The organism is Ornithinimicrobium cerasi (assembly GCF_003702705.1).
In the GTDB taxonomy this organism is placed as follows: domain Bacteria; phylum Actinomycetota; class Actinomycetes; order Actinomycetales; family Dermatophilaceae; genus Ornithinicoccus; species Ornithinicoccus cerasi.
Genome location: NZ_QZMN01000017.1, coordinates 1 through 15,777, shown reverse-complemented (window position 1 = coordinate 15,777; position 15,777 = coordinate 1). Strand labels below are relative to the sequence as shown.

Annotated in this window: 14 protein-coding genes and 1 pseudogene; 7 read left to right on the top strand and 8 right to left on the bottom strand. The window is 66.2% G+C overall.

The window, feature by feature from the left end; all coding sequences use genetic code 11:
• Nucleotides 1-392 precede the first annotated feature (392 nt).
• From D4B81_RS16315 to D4B81_RS18275, 3 genes are all read left to right on the top strand, one after another.
• The gene (locus D4B81_RS16315; protein ID WP_122263745.1) at nucleotides 393-887 is read left to right on the top strand and encodes an ImmA/IrrE family metallo-endopeptidase; all 495 of its coding nucleotides are present in this window, start codon (nucleotides 393-395) and stop codon (nucleotides 885-887) included.
• Nucleotides 884-1,876, top strand: a complete 993-nt coding sequence (locus tag D4B81_RS18280; RefSeq protein WP_161965230.1) for a hypothetical protein — start codon at nucleotides 884-886, stop codon at nucleotides 1,874-1,876. Before D4B81_RS16315 ends, D4B81_RS18280 begins: the two co-directional genes overlap by 4 nt.
• Before the next feature lie 225 nt (nucleotides 1,877-2,101).
• Nucleotides 2,102-2,545, top strand: coding sequence for a hypothetical protein (locus D4B81_RS18275; RefSeq protein WP_161965229.1), 444 nt, complete (start codon nucleotides 2,102-2,104; stop codon nucleotides 2,543-2,545).
• A gap of 185 nt (nucleotides 2,546-2,730) precedes the next feature.
• Here D4B81_RS18275 and D4B81_RS16310 read toward each other — a convergent pair whose 3' ends face one another.
• The 4 genes and pseudogenes from D4B81_RS16310 to D4B81_RS16300 form a co-directional block, all read right to left on the bottom strand.
• Nucleotides 2,731-5,658 carry an NACHT domain-containing protein gene (locus D4B81_RS16310; RefSeq protein ID WP_161965228.1) on the bottom strand — a complete coding sequence of 976 codons (2,928 nt, stop codon included), beginning with the start codon at nucleotides 5,656-5,658 and terminating at the stop codon, nucleotides 2,731-2,733.
• 565 nt (nucleotides 5,659-6,223) lie between these two features.
• Complete coding sequence (locus D4B81_RS19005; RefSeq protein WP_237566064.1) at nucleotides 6,224-6,748, bottom strand: transposase; 525 nt, start codon at nucleotides 6,746-6,748, stop codon at nucleotides 6,224-6,226.
• Nucleotides 6,749-6,975: 227 nt separating this feature from the next.
• Nucleotides 6,976-7,335: pseudogene (locus D4B81_RS19350) on the bottom strand (IS110 family transposase); the annotation flags it as partial.
• 633 nt (nucleotides 7,336-7,968) lie between these two features.
• Entirely contained in the window at nucleotides 7,969-8,784 is an 816-nt protein-coding gene (locus tag D4B81_RS16300; RefSeq protein WP_122263743.1) for a UbiA family prenyltransferase, read from the bottom strand.
• 605 nt (nucleotides 8,785-9,389) lie between these two features.
• On the opposite strand from D4B81_RS16300, the gene D4B81_RS19205 reads away from it, so the two are divergent.
• Nucleotides 9,390-10,871 carry a PxKF domain-containing protein gene (locus tag D4B81_RS19205; protein ID WP_161965227.1) on the top strand — a complete coding sequence of 494 codons (1,482 nt, stop codon included), beginning with the start codon at nucleotides 9,390-9,392 and terminating at the stop codon, nucleotides 10,869-10,871.
• Between the two features lie 190 nt (nucleotides 10,872-11,061).
• Nucleotides 11,062-12,006 carry a cold-shock protein gene (locus tag D4B81_RS16275; RefSeq protein WP_122263739.1) on the top strand — a complete coding sequence of 315 codons (945 nt, stop codon included), beginning with the start codon at nucleotides 11,062-11,064 and terminating at the stop codon, nucleotides 12,004-12,006.
• Nucleotides 12,007-12,189: 183 nt separating this feature from the next.
• Here D4B81_RS16275 and D4B81_RS16270 read toward each other — a convergent pair whose 3' ends face one another.
• A complete protein-coding gene (locus tag D4B81_RS16270; RefSeq protein WP_161965226.1) occupies nucleotides 12,190-12,363 on the bottom strand; it encodes a hypothetical protein in 174 nt (57 codons plus the stop codon).
• Between the two features lie 125 nt (nucleotides 12,364-12,488).
• Nucleotides 12,489-12,935, bottom strand: a complete 447-nt coding sequence (locus tag D4B81_RS16265; protein WP_272914079.1) for a serine hydrolase — start codon at nucleotides 12,933-12,935, stop codon at nucleotides 12,489-12,491.
• A 687-nt stretch (nucleotides 12,936-13,622) separates the two neighbouring features.
• On the opposite strand from D4B81_RS16265, the gene D4B81_RS16255 reads away from it, so the two are divergent.
• Entirely contained in the window at nucleotides 13,623-13,871 is a 249-nt protein-coding gene (locus tag D4B81_RS16255; protein WP_122263735.1) for a DUF6191 domain-containing protein, read from the top strand.
• A gap of 405 nt (nucleotides 13,872-14,276) precedes the next feature.
• On the opposite strand, the gene D4B81_RS16250 is transcribed toward D4B81_RS16255, so the two are convergent.
• Both D4B81_RS16250 and arr read right to left on the bottom strand, forming a co-directional pair.
• The gene (locus D4B81_RS16250) at nucleotides 14,277-14,807 is read right to left on the bottom strand and encodes a P-loop nucleotide/nucleoside kinase family protein (RefSeq protein ID WP_237566063.1); all 531 of its coding nucleotides are present in this window, start codon (nucleotides 14,805-14,807) and stop codon (nucleotides 14,277-14,279) included.
• Nucleotides 14,808-14,859: 52 nt separating this feature from the next.
• Nucleotides 14,860-15,294, bottom strand: coding sequence for an NAD(+)--rifampin ADP-ribosyltransferase (gene arr / locus D4B81_RS16245; RefSeq protein ID WP_122263734.1), 435 nt, complete (start codon nucleotides 15,292-15,294; stop codon nucleotides 14,860-14,862).
• A gap of 138 nt (nucleotides 15,295-15,432) precedes the next feature.
• On the opposite strand from arr, the gene D4B81_RS18580 reads away from it, so the two are divergent.
• A complete protein-coding gene (locus D4B81_RS18580) occupies nucleotides 15,433-15,573 on the top strand; it encodes a hypothetical protein (protein WP_202613732.1) in 141 nt (46 codons plus the stop codon).
• Nucleotides 15,574-15,777 lie beyond the last annotated feature (204 nt).

Below are 15,777 nucleotides of genomic sequence, written 5' to 3'. Positions count from 1 at the left end.
GGTCGTGACATCACGACCCCGCGATGAGCGCACGGTCATCAGGGATCTGCCTGTGACCCGCGCGCGTGGAGGGTCGGTACATCGCTGACACGCCGAATACAGGACGCTGGCGGAGGCTCGGACGCGATACGCCGTACGGGTCGCCCATCGCAGCGCTAACTTGGAGCCTACTGCCAAGGACAAATGCCGCCATCACGCCGAGCCTAGGTGGAACCGGCCCACATCCACCCGCCTCGCCTCGGCCCAGCGCTGGGGCAGGAGTCGGCCTCGCATCTACGGGAGGAGTCCTCGCCGCGAGCCCAGGCGGGTCTGTCCCCACCGTATGCCATCCTGTAGGCGTGAGGGAGCGACCAGCAGGCGCTGCCTCGAGGCTGCGCAGGAGGAGCCAAGAAGTGAGTGTCACAACTGAGCCAGCGAACTTGACTAATGCCGCCATCGCTGATTACGCGCAGCGCATCGGCGAGCACCATGCCATCTATTCCGGCGGCCGTGCTGACCTCGAGCGCCTAATAGGTGAACTAGGTGGCCAGTGGGATTATGGTGACGGGCCAGAATCAACGATTGTATACGAGCCCGGAAAATTCACCATATTTCTGCCGCACTTCACTTCTCGCAGCCGCGATAGGTTCACGATGGCGCATGAATTGGGGCACTATTTCCTGCACTACCTGTACTCTCAGTCAACGGGCGCCAAGATCTTCAACCGAGGTAGTCGCAACCGAGCCGAGACGGAAGCGAACGTTTTTGCGTCGGCACTACTCATGCCCGCGGACGATTTCAAGCGCGTCTGGCAACGCCTGGAAAGTGACGAATGGGAAGTGGCGAACCATTTCGGCGTAAGTCCGGCTGCCGCTAACGTTCGGGCGCAGGTACTTGGTCTTCAGTGACAACGGAGACAAGCGGGTGCCATAGCAAACTCTTTCTCTCATGCGACCTGACGGGTTCAACTGCGTTCAAGCAACGCCCAAACCCTGGTTCTGAGACGCCGTGGCAGAAGGTCTTCCTTCAGTTCTATCGGGAGTTTCCGCAGCAGCTCTACTTAGAGCAGAAAGCGATGGGGGCTGAGCATATAGAGTTCAAACTGTGGAAGCCGGTCGGAGACGAGCTGATATTTACCTGCGACGTACGAAGCGAGGCGGACATCTATGACGCAGTGACGATCTGGCATGAGACCATGAGCGCGTACAAGAACAACCATCTTGACGACACCCAATTGGGCGTGAAAGGCGGTGCCTTCATAGCCACTTTTCCAGGGCCAGACAGTCAGTCCACCATCCCTCGCGATCCTGCCTCTGAAACCTCGGGCCGTGACGTCGTAGTGTTGAATCAGGAGGCCATCGAGGCTCCCCCCGCGCATCAGCGATATCTCTATGACTACTTCGGACCCAGTATCGATACTGGCTTTCGGGTGATCAGTAAGTGCACAGAGCGGTACATGACCCTGTCTCTTGAAGTCGCATATGCAATATCGCTTCTTCACTTTGACAAGGGCGCCAGAGGCGAGAGCAGAGACGTTTCGAATCTTATGTTGCTCGAAAGTCTAGGGCTAAAGGGAGTATGGGGAGGGCGCACCTACCCATTGTTTGCCCTTGACCTTGAGGCGGACTCCGCGATCGCTGCCGCCTTCCGCCAGTTCTCGCCTTGGCAGTACGACACCGCGGCAATACACGACTTATGCAAAGCGCTATACTCAGACGTCGCCTGGCCGTTCAAGCTGCACCTACCCGACTCTACGACGGGACTGTTTTCACAAGTACAGCCGGATCCCCTCGCGCAATACCTGGCGAACGCCTCTATCGCCAGCGAGGGTGCGGAGACTCTTGCCACCGAGCCACCCGGCGCTCAACAACTTAAGGAAGACCCGCCGTTGGGCTGATGCCATCGGTGCGGCGGCTCCTATGAGGTGCTTACCGGTCGGGCAAACAGCAAGACGTTCAGCAGAGAGACTGAGACATCTACGGGTGCCACTCAACCGCGGCACCTGGCGTGATAGCAGCCGCTAAGCCAGCGTCCGAGTGCCATTCCCGGGACTCAACTTCCCCCATGCCGTCTTAGCGTCAAGGGTCACGGTCCTTGGTGTTGAACGGCGATGGATTGGAGCGTGCAGATCGGTGACCGTGATCTGCACCGTGAGCTGCCGCTCGCTGCACTTCAGAGCTGCCTCAAGGTGTGTCTTGCGCACGAGCACCGCGTGTGGGCCATCCTTTCCAACCGCGGGATCCGTGATGACCAACGTGGCTTCCGCGTCGATGCAGTCCAGGCCCCAGCCGGTCCAGCGCGCACCGAGCCATTCCAGCAGGCTGGCTGTAACGGGCTCGATTCCGCCCGTGAGCGTGTGCGCGATCAGCCTTCCATCTCTCATCTTGTGAGAGAAGCTGTCGGCGAATCGGCTGCGTCGCCCGACTTCCTCACATTGACCACCGATCTCTTTACCGGGCAGCGTGACCAAGGTGGCATCATCAACGGCGACGAATTCCTCTCGCGTACTGCCCGGTTCGGGCCGTCCATCGTCATTCCCGCCACCTATCCAAAGTCCGCGCCCTAGCCGCAGTAAGGGCCCCTCCGCCGTGGGCTCGGGAAGCGGTGAGAGGAACCGGAACCCACCCTGGATCACGACCCATTCCGCACCGTCTGGATCGGTGACCATCAGTGCGCTGCCGGAATCTGTGGCCGGGAGGTGCTGAACGGCCCACCATGTGATGGGCTGAACGGTGTCTGAGCCTCGAAGCATCAGCGCCAAAGGTTGGGTTGGTCCACGTACCAGTCCCAGGCGTTCCCTGGGTCGTCCAAGAAGTTGACCTCCGGGTTCTTCGGGGTTCCTGCCTTTACGGGAACCCATCCCACCGATATGCGGCGGCCTGCGGGATGCTCGGCGTACTGTTTGGCAAGCCAGCGCCCGAAGACCAAGGACCGCCCGTGGCTGTAGTCGCCGGAATGGGGCTTATCGTCCAGCACGACCCCTCGATGCCTTGCTCCGATGCCGAAGGTCCGGAGGATACATGTTTCGAATCGTTCGGCCTGACGCTGGTCGCGTCCGTCGGCGAAGACCGCGCGGTCCTCGTCGCGGATGAGGAGCCTCACGCGGCGCCAGGGGGTAGGTCCAAGGTCAGGAAGTGATTCCCGCAAAAATCGATGCAACGGCACGTCCGGGCTGACAACGTCGCGCATGGCTGAGAGGGAGCGGAACGACAAGGGGCCGGAGCCATGGTCCCGCACATGTCGACAGGCATCTCGTATGATCTGTGCGGCCCCCGATGCGGGCCATCGCGTGATCAGGCCCGAGGCCGCGGTGAAGAGGGCGTCACGAGGGTGGTCATCGTCCACGTCTCGAAGCCGCTCTAAGACCGTCTTGAACTGTTCCGGGTAGCTCAAGAGGATCTCTACCAGACTGCGGATCGCGAAGGCCGGTAGTTCGGTCGCCATGGTGGAGCAACCCATCCAGGCCAGCATCTCGATCGCCGAACCCGCGTCTTCCGCCGTCAGCGACGGAAAAAGGTCGGTGGCGTACCAGCTGAGTAGCTGCTCCATGGCTTGCTGATCGGATTGGGACCCCTCGCAAAGTTGCTCCAACCCCGAAGGCCAGAACTGGGACCGGTCACCGATTGTGGTGGACCGCAACTGTTCATTGAGCCATGCGAAGCCGAGTTTGGTGCGACGTGGCATGCTAAGCACCGACCAGATGACGAGCTGGCTTGCCGTTGTATCCTCGCCCCGGAGTGTCGCCGCTGCCAGTTTCAGCGTCGTCGCTCGAACAGTTTCGTTGGCTCGTGTGCTTAGTGACCGCGCGAAGGCCCTAGCCTGCTGCGTCCCTGTGACAGACGGCAGTCGAAGCTCAGGAAGCTCTCGTGGAGGGATTTCGGTGGGCAGAAGTTCAGCGATCAGGGCGAGGAGTGCGAGTTTGCGGTCTTCGGGGGCGTCCTTGATGAACGCATTGGTCGCACCGGTGCGGATCGCGTGGCGGGCCCGTTGCATGTCGCTGATGGCTTCCCAGCGGAATCGGACTAGGTCGTCGGACGTTGAACTGGTTTCGAGGAATCCTTCATCCGCGAGCCGCTGCACGATGCGGTCGACGACGTCGGACGATAGGTGCGCGGCGGCCGCGATGTCGGCCACGGTGCTGGCGCCCCCGGACTCGGTGATCGTCGTGATCTGCGTGATCACGCGTTGGATCGTGGCAGACGGTTGTCCGAGCCCGGCTGCCGCCTCGTCGATCAGTAGGTCCCTCCACGCATCAAAGAGGCTTGCCCTGGTCAGTAATTGGTCGGCTGTACCGGGGCTTGCTGTGAGCACCCTGACGGCGATGGACGCAAGAAGAGGGTTGGTCACCGCAGCGTGCCACGACGTGCCCGGAGCCGCGTTCAGGGCGCGCGTTACCGAGCGCGCCATCGTCACACGCTCCGGCGCTTCGTGCATGAGCTCGGGCATCGAGTCGTCCGCGACAGGGCCCCGGTCCCGTCGCGTGGACACCACTAACCGAATGTTCGGGAACGGACTGATTGTTTGTTGTAGGCGGTCGAGCGCCGCGGGTACGTCCGTGATTGCCGCCTCGTTCAAGCCGTCGATGATGAGGACCAGCTGCCGGTGCGCCGCACCGCCGTTGGGCGACTTTCGTGTCTGATGCCCGATTGCATCGAGCATTGCCGCGAAGACCTTGGGCTCGGCATTCTCGTTGTCGAAACTCTCTCGCCAAGGCTGCGCAAGAATCGCCGCATCCGCACGGGTAAAGTCGCGCGCGCGAAGGAGTAGCACCGGAGTGCCAAGGTCCAACGCACGACCTGTGTAATGCGCGAGCTGATAACTCTTGCCGGTCCCCCACCGTCCAGTCACAAGAAGCCGTCGGGTGAGGGCAGCATTGGCCTCGGAACTCAACAGATCCACGCTCTCGATGAGCGTCAGAAGCGACTTCGAGTAACCAAGGATCAGCTCCTTCATCCAACGGTTCTGAAAGCCCATTGCTGAGTCGTCCACGGCATGGCCACGATGCGCGCCCAGGACCGTGGTCACTGCCTCGAAGCCGGCCTCGGCTTCGGCACGCAACTCGGTCAAGAGCGTCGCCAACTCGCCGGCCGGGACCTCCGACCGCCCCCTGAGGCGTGCTCCGATCTCCAGGATACGAGGGGCGTTAGCATGCCACTCCCCGCCAATCACCGGATCCGAGGAAGTCTTTCGCGTGCGGCGATCGACCTCGCCCAGCAGCCCCTGGATACCCGCAGTTTGCACAAGGTACGGAGGCCTGGAAGATTTGGCTAACCGATCCAGGAACGCCGAAGTCTCGTGGACCGGGAATTCCAATTGTGGGATATCGTCTCCGCCCAGGCGACGCAGGATGTCGGAGACGCGCTCACGCGAGTAGCGCTCGACATCGTTGTGGCGAATCGGAGCCAGCGACGTCATGACCCGGAAATACTCCGGACGATGCTCCCGGATAACGCGATCGAGATCCCCTGCGAAGTAGATCACTACCTCAATGTCGCGACCCTTCTGCTGGGCAGCTGTTTTCATTTCAGCAAGTATTTCCAGGGCCTTCGTGTCGTTCCCCGTCCGACGATGGGGAGCCGCCCCGGAGCCGGTCGTCCGGTGGGAGGTAGAGCACCACACGTAGGTGGTGACAGCCTGCTGCTCGGGCCGGTCCAGGAACGTCGCGAAGGAGTCCCTCACACTGGCCCCTTCTTTTCTAAAGTCGGAGTAGGCCTTGCACTGAACAGCCAGTTCCCCTGAGCGAGTGGGGACCTTCGCCTCGATACCACCGTCACTTGTCGGCGCCATGACCTGGGTCGGGCCAGTCGGGGTCAACCCACGGTCGAAGGCGATGTCTCCAGCTATGCCGGCACACACCCACTCGAACTGGGACGCATCAAGCGTGTTCACAGACTCTCGGCGCATGACCCTCCCGTCGCCCCTCCTGAAGCACCTGCTGGACCAGGGATGCGGGACAGCCGATCGCATCGAGCCCAATCTAACCCCTACTTGGCCCCGGCACATTCACTTGTTTCCAGTCTTGCTGTCGCTTTGCGACACGACACTTGAACCTCACCGCCGGTGACGGGCAGGCAAGGGGCCGTCCCAGATTCGCATGTACAGATGTCTCGCTCGAGAGCAGCTCACGTATCGACAAGGCCCTTCGCGTCATACTTCGGGACCTTGAGCGCAACGTGGTTCCTGGCACCTAGCCCTCCACGCAGCGACCCCAGCGGGCCACTTACGCTCATGGCTCCCTTCTGTGTCAAGCGGGGGTCATGAGGGGGGTTCTATGTTGGTGGGTGACGGGTCCGGGAAGTGACTGATCCGAAGTGTCTCGGTGTGGGGCTGTGAGCCGGCCGCGCTGGATGACAGTGACGCGCCCCGGTGTCCTCCCTGGCCCGTCCCAGCAGCGGTGATGATGTCGGTTGAGCATGGTCCGGTAGACGATGACGGACAGGCGTCGTTTCCGGCAGCGCATCGCCGCGTTGGGCGTCTTGCCGGCGGCGACCTTCCGGTCGTAGTAGGCCCGTCCTTCGGTGGTCCGGGTGCGCAGCTGCACGGTGGCCATGATGTGCAGCACCTGGTTGATGTGCCGGTTCCCGCCGCGGAAGAGTCGTTGGTGCACGTTGTCGCCGGAGGAGGCGTCCACCGGCGCGGTCCCGGCCCAGGACGCGAAGTGCCCCTTGGTCGGGAACCGGGTGATGTCACCAACCTCGACCAGCAGCCGGGCAGCGCCTGAGGGACCGATGCCATGAAGTCCGAGCAGGCTGGTGCCGGTCGCGGCCACGAGCTCGGTGAGCTCCTTGTTCGCCTCTTCCGGCGGTAGGTCTTCTCCAGATCGGCCCCCATCTCCAGCGCGACGCGTTTGCGGGTCTTGCCCACGACGTCACGCGGTCGGACACCAGCCAGGATCTTGCGTGCCTGCGCCGCGGACAGGTCCTTCTTGGCCCCACCAGGCACGATCTCCAGCAGCAGGGCGTGCAGCTGGCACACCACCCGGGTGTGGTCCTCACCGATCCGGCGGCGCCGGTCGACCAGCAGGCGCAGCACCTCCAGCTGCTCGTCGTGGACGACGCTGCGCAGCCCGGCCATCCGCACACCGACCAGGGCGATGGAGTGGGCGTCGGTGTCATCGGTCTTGCGGCCCTGCCCGGTGGCGAAGATCCGCATCCGCGCGGACAGCTTCGCCGGCACGTCCACCACCTGGCTCGGCCAGCGGCAGCAACCGGGCCACGACGTGCCGCCCGATCCCTTCGCAACCCTCGATCGCCCACGTCCGCTGAGGCCAACGCCGAGCGTACTCCAGCATCGCGGTAACCCCGCCTCATCCGTCGTGAACCGGCCATGGCCGACGACCTGCTCGGTCGGGGTCATCACCTCGATCGTCACCGTGCGCTTGTGCGGGTCCATTCCGATCACGACCGGACCCGGTTCCTGCTCGCCCATGAGCTGTTCCTTCCTGACGACCTCGACATGTTGGGTCGGTCAGGAGGGCACCGCTACTACCAGCAGAGCATTCCCTTCTTGAGGCTCTCCCGACCATGTCGGTGGCCGGGGCAGCGCAAGCAAAAAAAGAGTCACACCACCAGGATGGACAGCCGCGAACGAGCGACCACCCCGACCACCTGGACCGAGCCTGGCCGGCCACCGATCCTGAGGTCAATAGAACTAGTAGCCGCGCTCCGTGAGGCCTAGCGACAATGCATGGTGTGCCGCCCAAGCGGCTCGATCGCGCTCGCCGCTCTCTTCCACGCCCTGAGCCACACGGCGACCTGTGTCCTCGTTCTGTTCTTCCCGCACTGCGTTCACGATCCTGACGGGAGCCATGCTGAGGGCTGTCGTCTCGCTTCTGGGGGAGCGGCACCACGTCGACAGAGAGGTAGCGTCGACCTGACTTTGTGCGCGCTGGGGAAGTCGGGTCGTAGACAGCGTGACTCCCTACGTCGTCACACCCGTCGAGCGCTGAAGAGGGCCGCCGGCATCCACCGCCGAGCTGCGCCGTGCTCCTCAGCGCAGCACCAGTCCCGCCACGTTGACCAGAGCCAGCAGCATCGCCGCTATGAACGGCGTGGAGCCGCGGGTGGCCCAGGCCAGGGCGGCCAGCACCGCGGAGACCGCCAGTGCCGCCCATGCCCATACCGGTATGTCATCACGGGGGGCGAGGACGACCACGACAGCACCGGCGAGGAGCAGCAGCGGGGCGAGCAGGCGTACCCTGCGTTCGCCGAGCCGGTGCGGCAGACCGCGGACGCCGGTGAGCTCGTCGTCGGCCAGGTCGGGCAGGACGTTCAAGAGGTGGGCGCCCACCCCGAGAACCGCGCCCACGAGCATCATCCAGGCAGGCGGCAGGGACAGTGAGGCTGGGTCCGCCGCGAGCCATACCACAGCGGGGAGGGAGCCGAAGGCCATCGCGTACGGCACCCACGACCAGACGGTGCTCTTGAGGCCGAGGTTGTAGGCCCACCCGGACCCGACGACCAGCACCAGGTGGACGCTCGCCGAGGGCCACCCGGTCATGGCTGACAGCGCCACCGCGGCGACGACGGAGAGCAGGAGGGCAACGTTGACACTCGCCCGCGAGACGGAGCCCATCGCCACGGGCTTGTCCGTGCGCCCCGCGGAACGGTCACGATCGGCGTCCACCAGGTCGTTGGACCAGCCGATGGTGGGCTGCCCGGCCAGGACCGCCGTCGTCACCAGCACCCCACGCTCCCAGCCGGTGCCGGCTGCGACGGCCAGCAGTGCGGTCAGCAGGGTGACCGCCACGGTGGGCCCAGGATGGCTGGCCCGGAGCAGGTCTGTCCCACCTGAGGCTCCGCCCATCCCTGCAGCCTAGGGACGCGCGTCCCACCCGACACCGGTGACCCCGGGGGACTGGACCGTGCACAAGTGAGCAAGAGTGCCCATCGGAACTGTCACAGAACTGGCACACGCGGCAGGGCAGGGGTGTCGTCGCAGGTCAGGGCCGTGGCGGTGCGTTTCCCGCCACCTCCACTTTGGTGTCTCACGCTGTGCGAGTTGTCGCACGCCAGCCCTGGTTCCGCAGAACGACGCGGAGTCCGGGGTTTGTCGTGAGGGCCCGCGGGCAGCCGTAGGGTCATCTCAGCAGATCGTGGAGGCCCTCGTGAGCATGCAGGCCGTCGCCAGCCTCTGGACCGCGACCGCCTCGATGTGCAGCGCCTACTCGAGACCTCAGTGGTCCTCCGTCGTGAGGCGTGGTCTGGAGCGCCTGCGGAGCTGACCCCCAGCGGCAGAATCGCAGGACCCCTCGACGGTGCGTCGCCCGCCAGCGACCCGGCAGCCGATCCCGTATAGGGCATTTGCCCGATGTGCACCACGCGCTTGGCCGCCATACTCACTTTCACGAGTAGCGCATCCCCCTGAGACTCCACGCTCGTGCGCCGCTCACCCGTGCGAGGAAGCGCACCATGAACATCGTCCAGGACTCGTGCCGGCCACCCGCGCGACGGGGGCTCCCGATGGCGGCGATGGCCGTCTCCGCAGCCACCGTCACCGCCCTGCTCGGGCTTGCCTCGCCGGCCAGTGCGGAGACGCTGGTGGTGACCAGCCTCGCGGACGCGGGGCCGGGCACGCTGCGCGACGCCATCAGCGCGGCCAACCTGACGCCCGGGCCGGACGTCATCCAGCTGGACCTCAACGGCACCATCACCCTGAGCTCCCAGCTGCCGACGATCACGGACGCCGACGGGCTGACGATCAGCGGACCGGGCGGTGACCTGCTTCAGATCAACGGCAACAGAGCGGTCAGGATCCTCGCGGTCGACGGTGGAACCCTTCACCTCTCCGGTGTCACCCTCAGCGACGGGTCTGTCTCCGGCGGCGGTGGAGGTGGCGGCGGGGGCGGTGGCGCCGGGCTAGGTGGCGCGCTGTTACTCGCGGCAGGATCAGTCACGCTGAAGGACGTGGAACTCGTGAGCAACAACGTCATCGGTGGCGCCGGTGGCGGCGGGGGCACTTCGACTGGTGGGTCGGGCGGGGCCGGCGGAGGGCTGCTGGGGGGTGCCGGTGGCCCGTTGCTCGGCGGAAGCTCAACCGAGGGCCAGCCAGGTGGGTTCGCCAGCGGTGGTGGTGGCGGCGCCCTGGGGATCGGCCGCCCCGGCGGCGCGGGTGGTGCCGGGGGGTTCGGCGGCGGCGGGGGCGGCGGCGCCCCAACCGGGGGAGGCGGCTCGCTCACTGCCGGAGGCGTCGGCGGAGCATTCGGGGGGGCTGGCACTGATGTGCCGCCGAGCACAGGGATCGCTCCGGACGGTGGTGGCGAAGGCGGAGCAGGCCTCGGTGGGGCGATCTTCGTGCAGTCCGGGGCTCTCACGCTCGACACGGTCATCCTCGCGGACAACTCCGCCACCGGTGGGACTGGTGGGGTGAGCAAGGGTCTGGACCTCCGTGCCCAGAGCGGTCAGGGCAAGGGCGGTGCGATCTTCGTCGCGGAGGGCGCGGCGGCGGTGGGCACCTCGGTGACCTTCGACGGCAATGCCGCCTCGGACGACGGCGGGGAGACCGGGGACGACGACGACCTTTACGGCACACTGGTCCTGACGACACCCAGCCCAGTTGTCTGGCCCTTCGCCGACCCCGTCACCAACGAGGACGTCAACCTGATGAAGGCCGGACGCGCCGTGCCGTTCACGTTCTTCGTCAGCCTGGAGGACGAGCCGGTCACCGACCTGGACAGCGTCAGGACAGTGGCAGTCCGCTCCGCCTGTGACGCGGAGGAGCAGACCGCGCCAATCGGGGAGGTGGCTGCTGGCGGATCTGGGCTCCAGAACCTTGGTGGCGGTCTCTACCAGTTCAACTACAAGACCTCCAAGAGCTGGGCCGGTCAGTGCTGGACTCTTGGCGTCGACCTCGGCGCCGGCGTCACCCGGACCGCGACCTTCCAGTTCCATTAGGACGACGTCTCAGGGCCAGACCGACGACAGAACCGAAACAGACTGACGGAAGTGCCGGCCAACCCGACAGGGCTGGCCCGGCTCCTGGCCTCGCGTCCAGCGGTTGCGCAGACGTCCAGGCTCAGATCACTCGCAGTCCCGTCGGGGACACTGGGGGAACACCGACCGTCGCTTCGAGAAGGAGTCAGCCGTGACCGAGGGAACCGTGCGTTGGTTCGATGCCGACCGAGGGTTCGGTTTTATCGCCCTCGGGCAGGAGGGAGAGGACCTGTTCGTGCATGCGTCCGAGGTCGTCGGCGACGACCCGGTGAAGCTGCTCCGGGAGGGGCAGGTGGTCGAGTTCGAGATCGGTCAGGGCGACCGGGGCCCTCAGGCTCGCCACGTGCGGGTCACGGCCGACCAGGCGGCCGGCATACCGCTGGGCCTGCTCGGCACCGTCTCTTGGTACGAGCCTGCCAAGGGGTACGGCTTCGTCACCCCCGACGGCGGTGGTGCCGAGATCTTCCTGCACAGTACGGCCATCGTCGGAGGCGGCGTGGTCCGTGAGGGGCAGCGGGTGGCGTTCCTCGTCGTCGACGGGGAGAAGGGGCCGCAGGCTGACCATCTGCTCCCCCTGGGAGCCCAGGCCGCCCAGGAGGAGGTCGTGGCGTCTGACGGGGCGGACGGCACCGTGTCCTGGTACGACGGGGACAAGGGGTTCGGGTTCATCGCCCCCGAGTCGGCCGGTCCCGATGTCTTCGTCCACGTGCGGGCGCTGGCGGACGGGCTTGCTGAGCTGGGGGAGGGGGACCGGGTGTCGTATGACGTCGCCGTGGGCGAGAAGGGCCCGCAGGCTCGCGACGTGCGCCTGGTGCGCAGCTTGACGCAGCGGGGCGCGCCCGCGACGTCGACCCGGGCTCGGTCGGGTCGACGGGAGGCATCCGACGTCCCGGCGCGCGGCGGCGAGGGAGTTGTCGTGCGCTACGACGCGGAGCGGGGGTTCGGCTTCATCTCCCCAGACACGGGCGGCGCGGACCTGTTCGTGCACGTGTCGGTTCTTCGAGGCGTCGACGCGCTGCATCAGGGCGATCGGGTCCAGTACCAGGTGCGACAGAGCGATCGAGGACCACAGGCCGACCGCGTCGAACGGCTGTGAGCGGGACGGACGGCCGGGTCGAGCTGGTGCTGAAGCAGGTCCCGATCCCTGCCACGCGTATGCCTCGGGTGGGTCAGTTGCGACTGGCTCCCGGTGGTTCTTGGGACCGTGGGTAGTGGGATCTGAGCGCTTCGCCGGGACGCCATCGCGCTGGAGCCAGCGGCAGACCACAACACCTGGAGCTCACAGTCTGGACAGGATGTCCTCGGCCACCTCACCGGCCAGCACTTCCTGGTCGTTGGACAGCACCACCACGACTTCGTCGGACTCCGGCACCACCATGATGATCGAGCTGCAGCCGTGGATCTCGCCATCGTGACCGACCACATCTCGCTCCGCGATCGTGGCCTTGAACAACCGGAGCCCGACACCGTCGCCCTTGGGACGGAACTCATCTCCGCCCAGCTCTGTGCAGCGATGAGCTGACCGGCGGCGAGGCGGAGAGGAAGGTCACCAGGGCCGGTGGTCGGACGGCTTCTGGGTCAGGAGGTGGCTGCGACGATCTCGACCAGGTGTCCCAGCGGCGTGTTGTCGTCGTTGGTCAGCACCACGAGCACCTCTCCGGATGTCGGCTCAAAGGCAGCCAGTGCCTGGTACCCGGGAAAGTCACCGCCGTGCCCGACGAGTGTCTGCTCGCCGACGGTGAACTCGAACACGCCCAGACCCACACGCTCCCGATCCGCGAAGGTCGTGAAGTCGGTCATCTGGTCCCAGCTGCGCACTGACAGGAGGCGGCCCTCCTCCAGGGCGGTGAGGAACGTCACCAGGTTTGGCGCGGTGGACACCACGGCGCCGGCGGCACCGCTGGCCGTCTCCACCGCATGGTAGGAGTAGGCGTCGCTGCTGCCCTGCGGCAAAGGTCTTCGTGATGCTGAAGATGCGCAACACGTCGCCGACGACCAGCGGCCTGCCCGCGGTGTCGGCGGCACCTGCGACGCAGTAGCGCACCGCCCCCGGTGGCCCCTGGGCAATCACCACCCCACCCTCCAGACGGTCCACGGTCAGGTCGAGCTGGCCCTGCAACGATCCGGCCTCGGCGTGCGCGCCCCCTCGGGAGGCTCCGCCCACGGGGTATCGCACGCCGAGGGCTGCGGGGCCGGCGCCGACGTCGTTGTCCCCCCGTCCGCCCCGCCAGTGCCGGCGGCCGTACAGCCCGTCACCAGCAGGGCCAGGACCACCACAGCGCTCTGCAACGCTTTCATCACGACCCCGTCCGCCGCTACCGTCCTCTCTCCCATGGTGCTCCCACTGCCCCCCCTGGCACAACGGCCCTTGCCTCTCGGTACGGTCCAGGGCATGAGCCACCAGCGATTCGTCGTCGCCGCTGAAGGATGGTTCCGGCTCCCGTCGGTCACCATCGTCCTGTTCCTCGTCGGGCGCTGACCCGGTCCTCGGCATCGCAGCGGTGGGATGGACGTATGTCTCAGCGGCCGTACTGGTTGCTCTCGCCCTGGGCGGAACGGTCTGGGTATGGAAGCAGTGGTGGTGGTCCAAGCGCCCCAGCCGATGCGTCCGGCGACACACTGAGGGACGGAACCCGTTGCGGCGGCGTGCATGCCGAGGCCGGCCCCCTCTCGTCCGTCGGACGCTAGGGTCAGGACCAGGAGGGAGGCGCCATGAGCTGGGACGACCTCATCGAGTTGTTCAACCCTGGCCATAAGCACCTGGCCGAAGAACGGGATCGCAAGCGGATCGAGGCCCAGCTCCCCGGTTCGGAGGCTGCGGACGACCCTCGTGGTGCCGCGGTCGATCTCGAGCGCGGGATCATCTTCCTGCCCAGGGCTGAAGAGCCACCGGAGGACGAGCCCTCGTCAGGGGGCAGGATCGGTGACGACGGGCCGGGAGCCGCCGCCACAGACCCCTGAGTAGATCGGGTCGACATGACGTTGGTGTCCACGACGCCGTGCGGCTCCTCGCCTGGAAGCCGGCCCAGACGGGTGCACGCGCGGGATCGGCCGGATAGCTCTGCAACGATCGTGGGCCAGCTCGGCGTCGGACAGGCGGGTCATCGTCACCAGGTCCTCGCTCATCCAGGCCTCGACGAACTGGCGGGCGTAGGCATCCAGGACCGTCTCAGGTCGAGAGTATGGCGCCGCCATCTCCGCTGCGAACGTGTGGTCAACACCCACGACCGCGTCAGGGCCGCCCAACGCCGACCGGCGCACCACCAGGTCGGTCGAACCCACATCCGGGTGCTCACACCCTGCCAGACGCCGTGGCCGTCCAGACGGTCGGGCGCTCCAGGACGGATCCCTGCACGTCGCTGGTCCTCAGGGGACCGTCGGCGGCCAGCGGTGGCGTCGCCAGTCGTCCCAGGTGCCGTGGCCGACGGGTGGCGCACCGATCGGGTCGCTGCCGTCGAGCTCTCCGGGTGTCGGTGTCTCGATCGCGGCGGCCCAGTCGACCAGCTCGCCCTCGGTCATGGGCCAGCTCGTGTGCGGCGACTCTGCCTGGCGTTGGTCGAGCCGCCTGCGCTGCTCGGCCGGGTCGAGCTCGACGTAGTGCATCACCACCACTGCTCCACGGTCGGCGGCCGCCTGCCGGAGGGCAGCGCGCTCGTCCCGGCCCCAGAGGCCGAAGTCGATCACGACGTTGATCCCGAGTTCGAGGCCGCGCAGGCCGACCTCGATCAGCCGTCCTTCGATGACAGCCTGAGCTGCGGGTGGGTTCTCGGTCCCGTACAGGGCTTTCACCCACTCATCCTTCGTCAGGCGGAGAGCGTGCTCCTCCTGCTCGATCCGCCGCGCCGCAGTCGTCTTTCCGGTCCCCGGAAGCCCGACGGTGAGGAAGAGAGTAGGCACGACTCTGATTCTCTCCCATCCATGCTTCATGATCGCCGACGTCAAGCCTCGCTCAGTCCTCGATCTGCGCCCCGCCCTCCCGGTTCAAGGTCTCGAGCCCGTGCCGCATCGCCCGCAACCTCTCGGGTGGGTGACCGACCCAGTTGACAAGCTCGCCCACCACGCGCAGCGGTTCCCGGGTGCGGAAGGACCGGGTCGGGTTGCCGGGGAACCTCTTGTCCGTGACGTTGGGGTCGTCCTCGAACTCGCCCGTCGGCTCGACGACGTAGATGCGGCCACGGCCCTCACCCTGCGACAGCTCGGCCCCCCAGGTAGCGGCGTCGAGGGTCTCGGTGAAGTAGACGTAGTTCATCACCCGGCCGTGCTCGAAGTTCGACTCGCGGCCGGGGACCAGCATCTCCCCGACCGCAAGATCCGCCTTGGTGCCGTGCAGGTAGACACCGGTGTCGTAGACCTCGAAGGGTACGGGCTCCGTCGCCTCGCTCATGCGCACGACAGTAGCTGTCGACGCGTCGGGTGCAGGGGTGTGATCCGCACCGAGGGGCTGGGTCACGGCGGAGGAGCTACGGTGGCCACTGAGCACGTCGCCGTCGGCGACTGCGTCAATCGACGACGAGGAGTGGGCATGGGAATCTTCAGCGGACTGGTCAAGGTCGGCCTGGCCAAGAAAGTGATCGACGAGGCACGTAAGCCCGAGAACCAGCGCAAGATCAAGGACGTCGTCGCCAAGGCCCGGAACCGCAGGTCTCCCGGAACCCCTCAGTAGGCCGTGCATCGCCAGATCCCGGTGTCTCCGCCCCGTAGGGCACGCTCCTGATGCTCGAGCGTGAGCCGGTCGCCGTCCCCGGCGCCTGCGATGAGACGATGCGGCGATGAACAGCTCGGATCTGTTCGTCCAGGATCTGTCGGCCGTGGCGCGGTCCTTGCAGAACGAGACCGGCACCCAGGCGACCCTGGAGATGGCGGTGAG

Excerpts from the sequence above, each read along its gene's own strand:
- D4B81_RS19205 (WP_161965227.1), top strand. The coding sequence starts at position 9,390 with ATGAACATCGTCCAGGACTCGTGCCGGCCACCCGCGCGACGGGGGCTC.
- D4B81_RS18580 (WP_202613732.1), top strand. The coding sequence starts at position 15,433 with ATGGGAATCTTCAGCGGACTGGTCAAGGTCGGCCTGGCCAAGAAAGTG.
- D4B81_RS16255 (WP_122263735.1), top strand. The coding sequence starts at position 13,623 with ATGAGCTGGGACGACCTCATCGAGTTGTTCAACCCTGGCCATAAGCAC.
- D4B81_RS16300 (WP_122263743.1), bottom strand. The coding sequence starts at position 8,784 with ATGGGCGGAGCCTCAGGTGGGACAGACCTGCTCCGGGCCAGCCATCCT.
- arr (WP_122263734.1), bottom strand. The coding sequence starts at position 15,294 with ATGAGCGAGGCGACGGAGCCCGTACCCTTCGAGGTCTACGACACCGGT.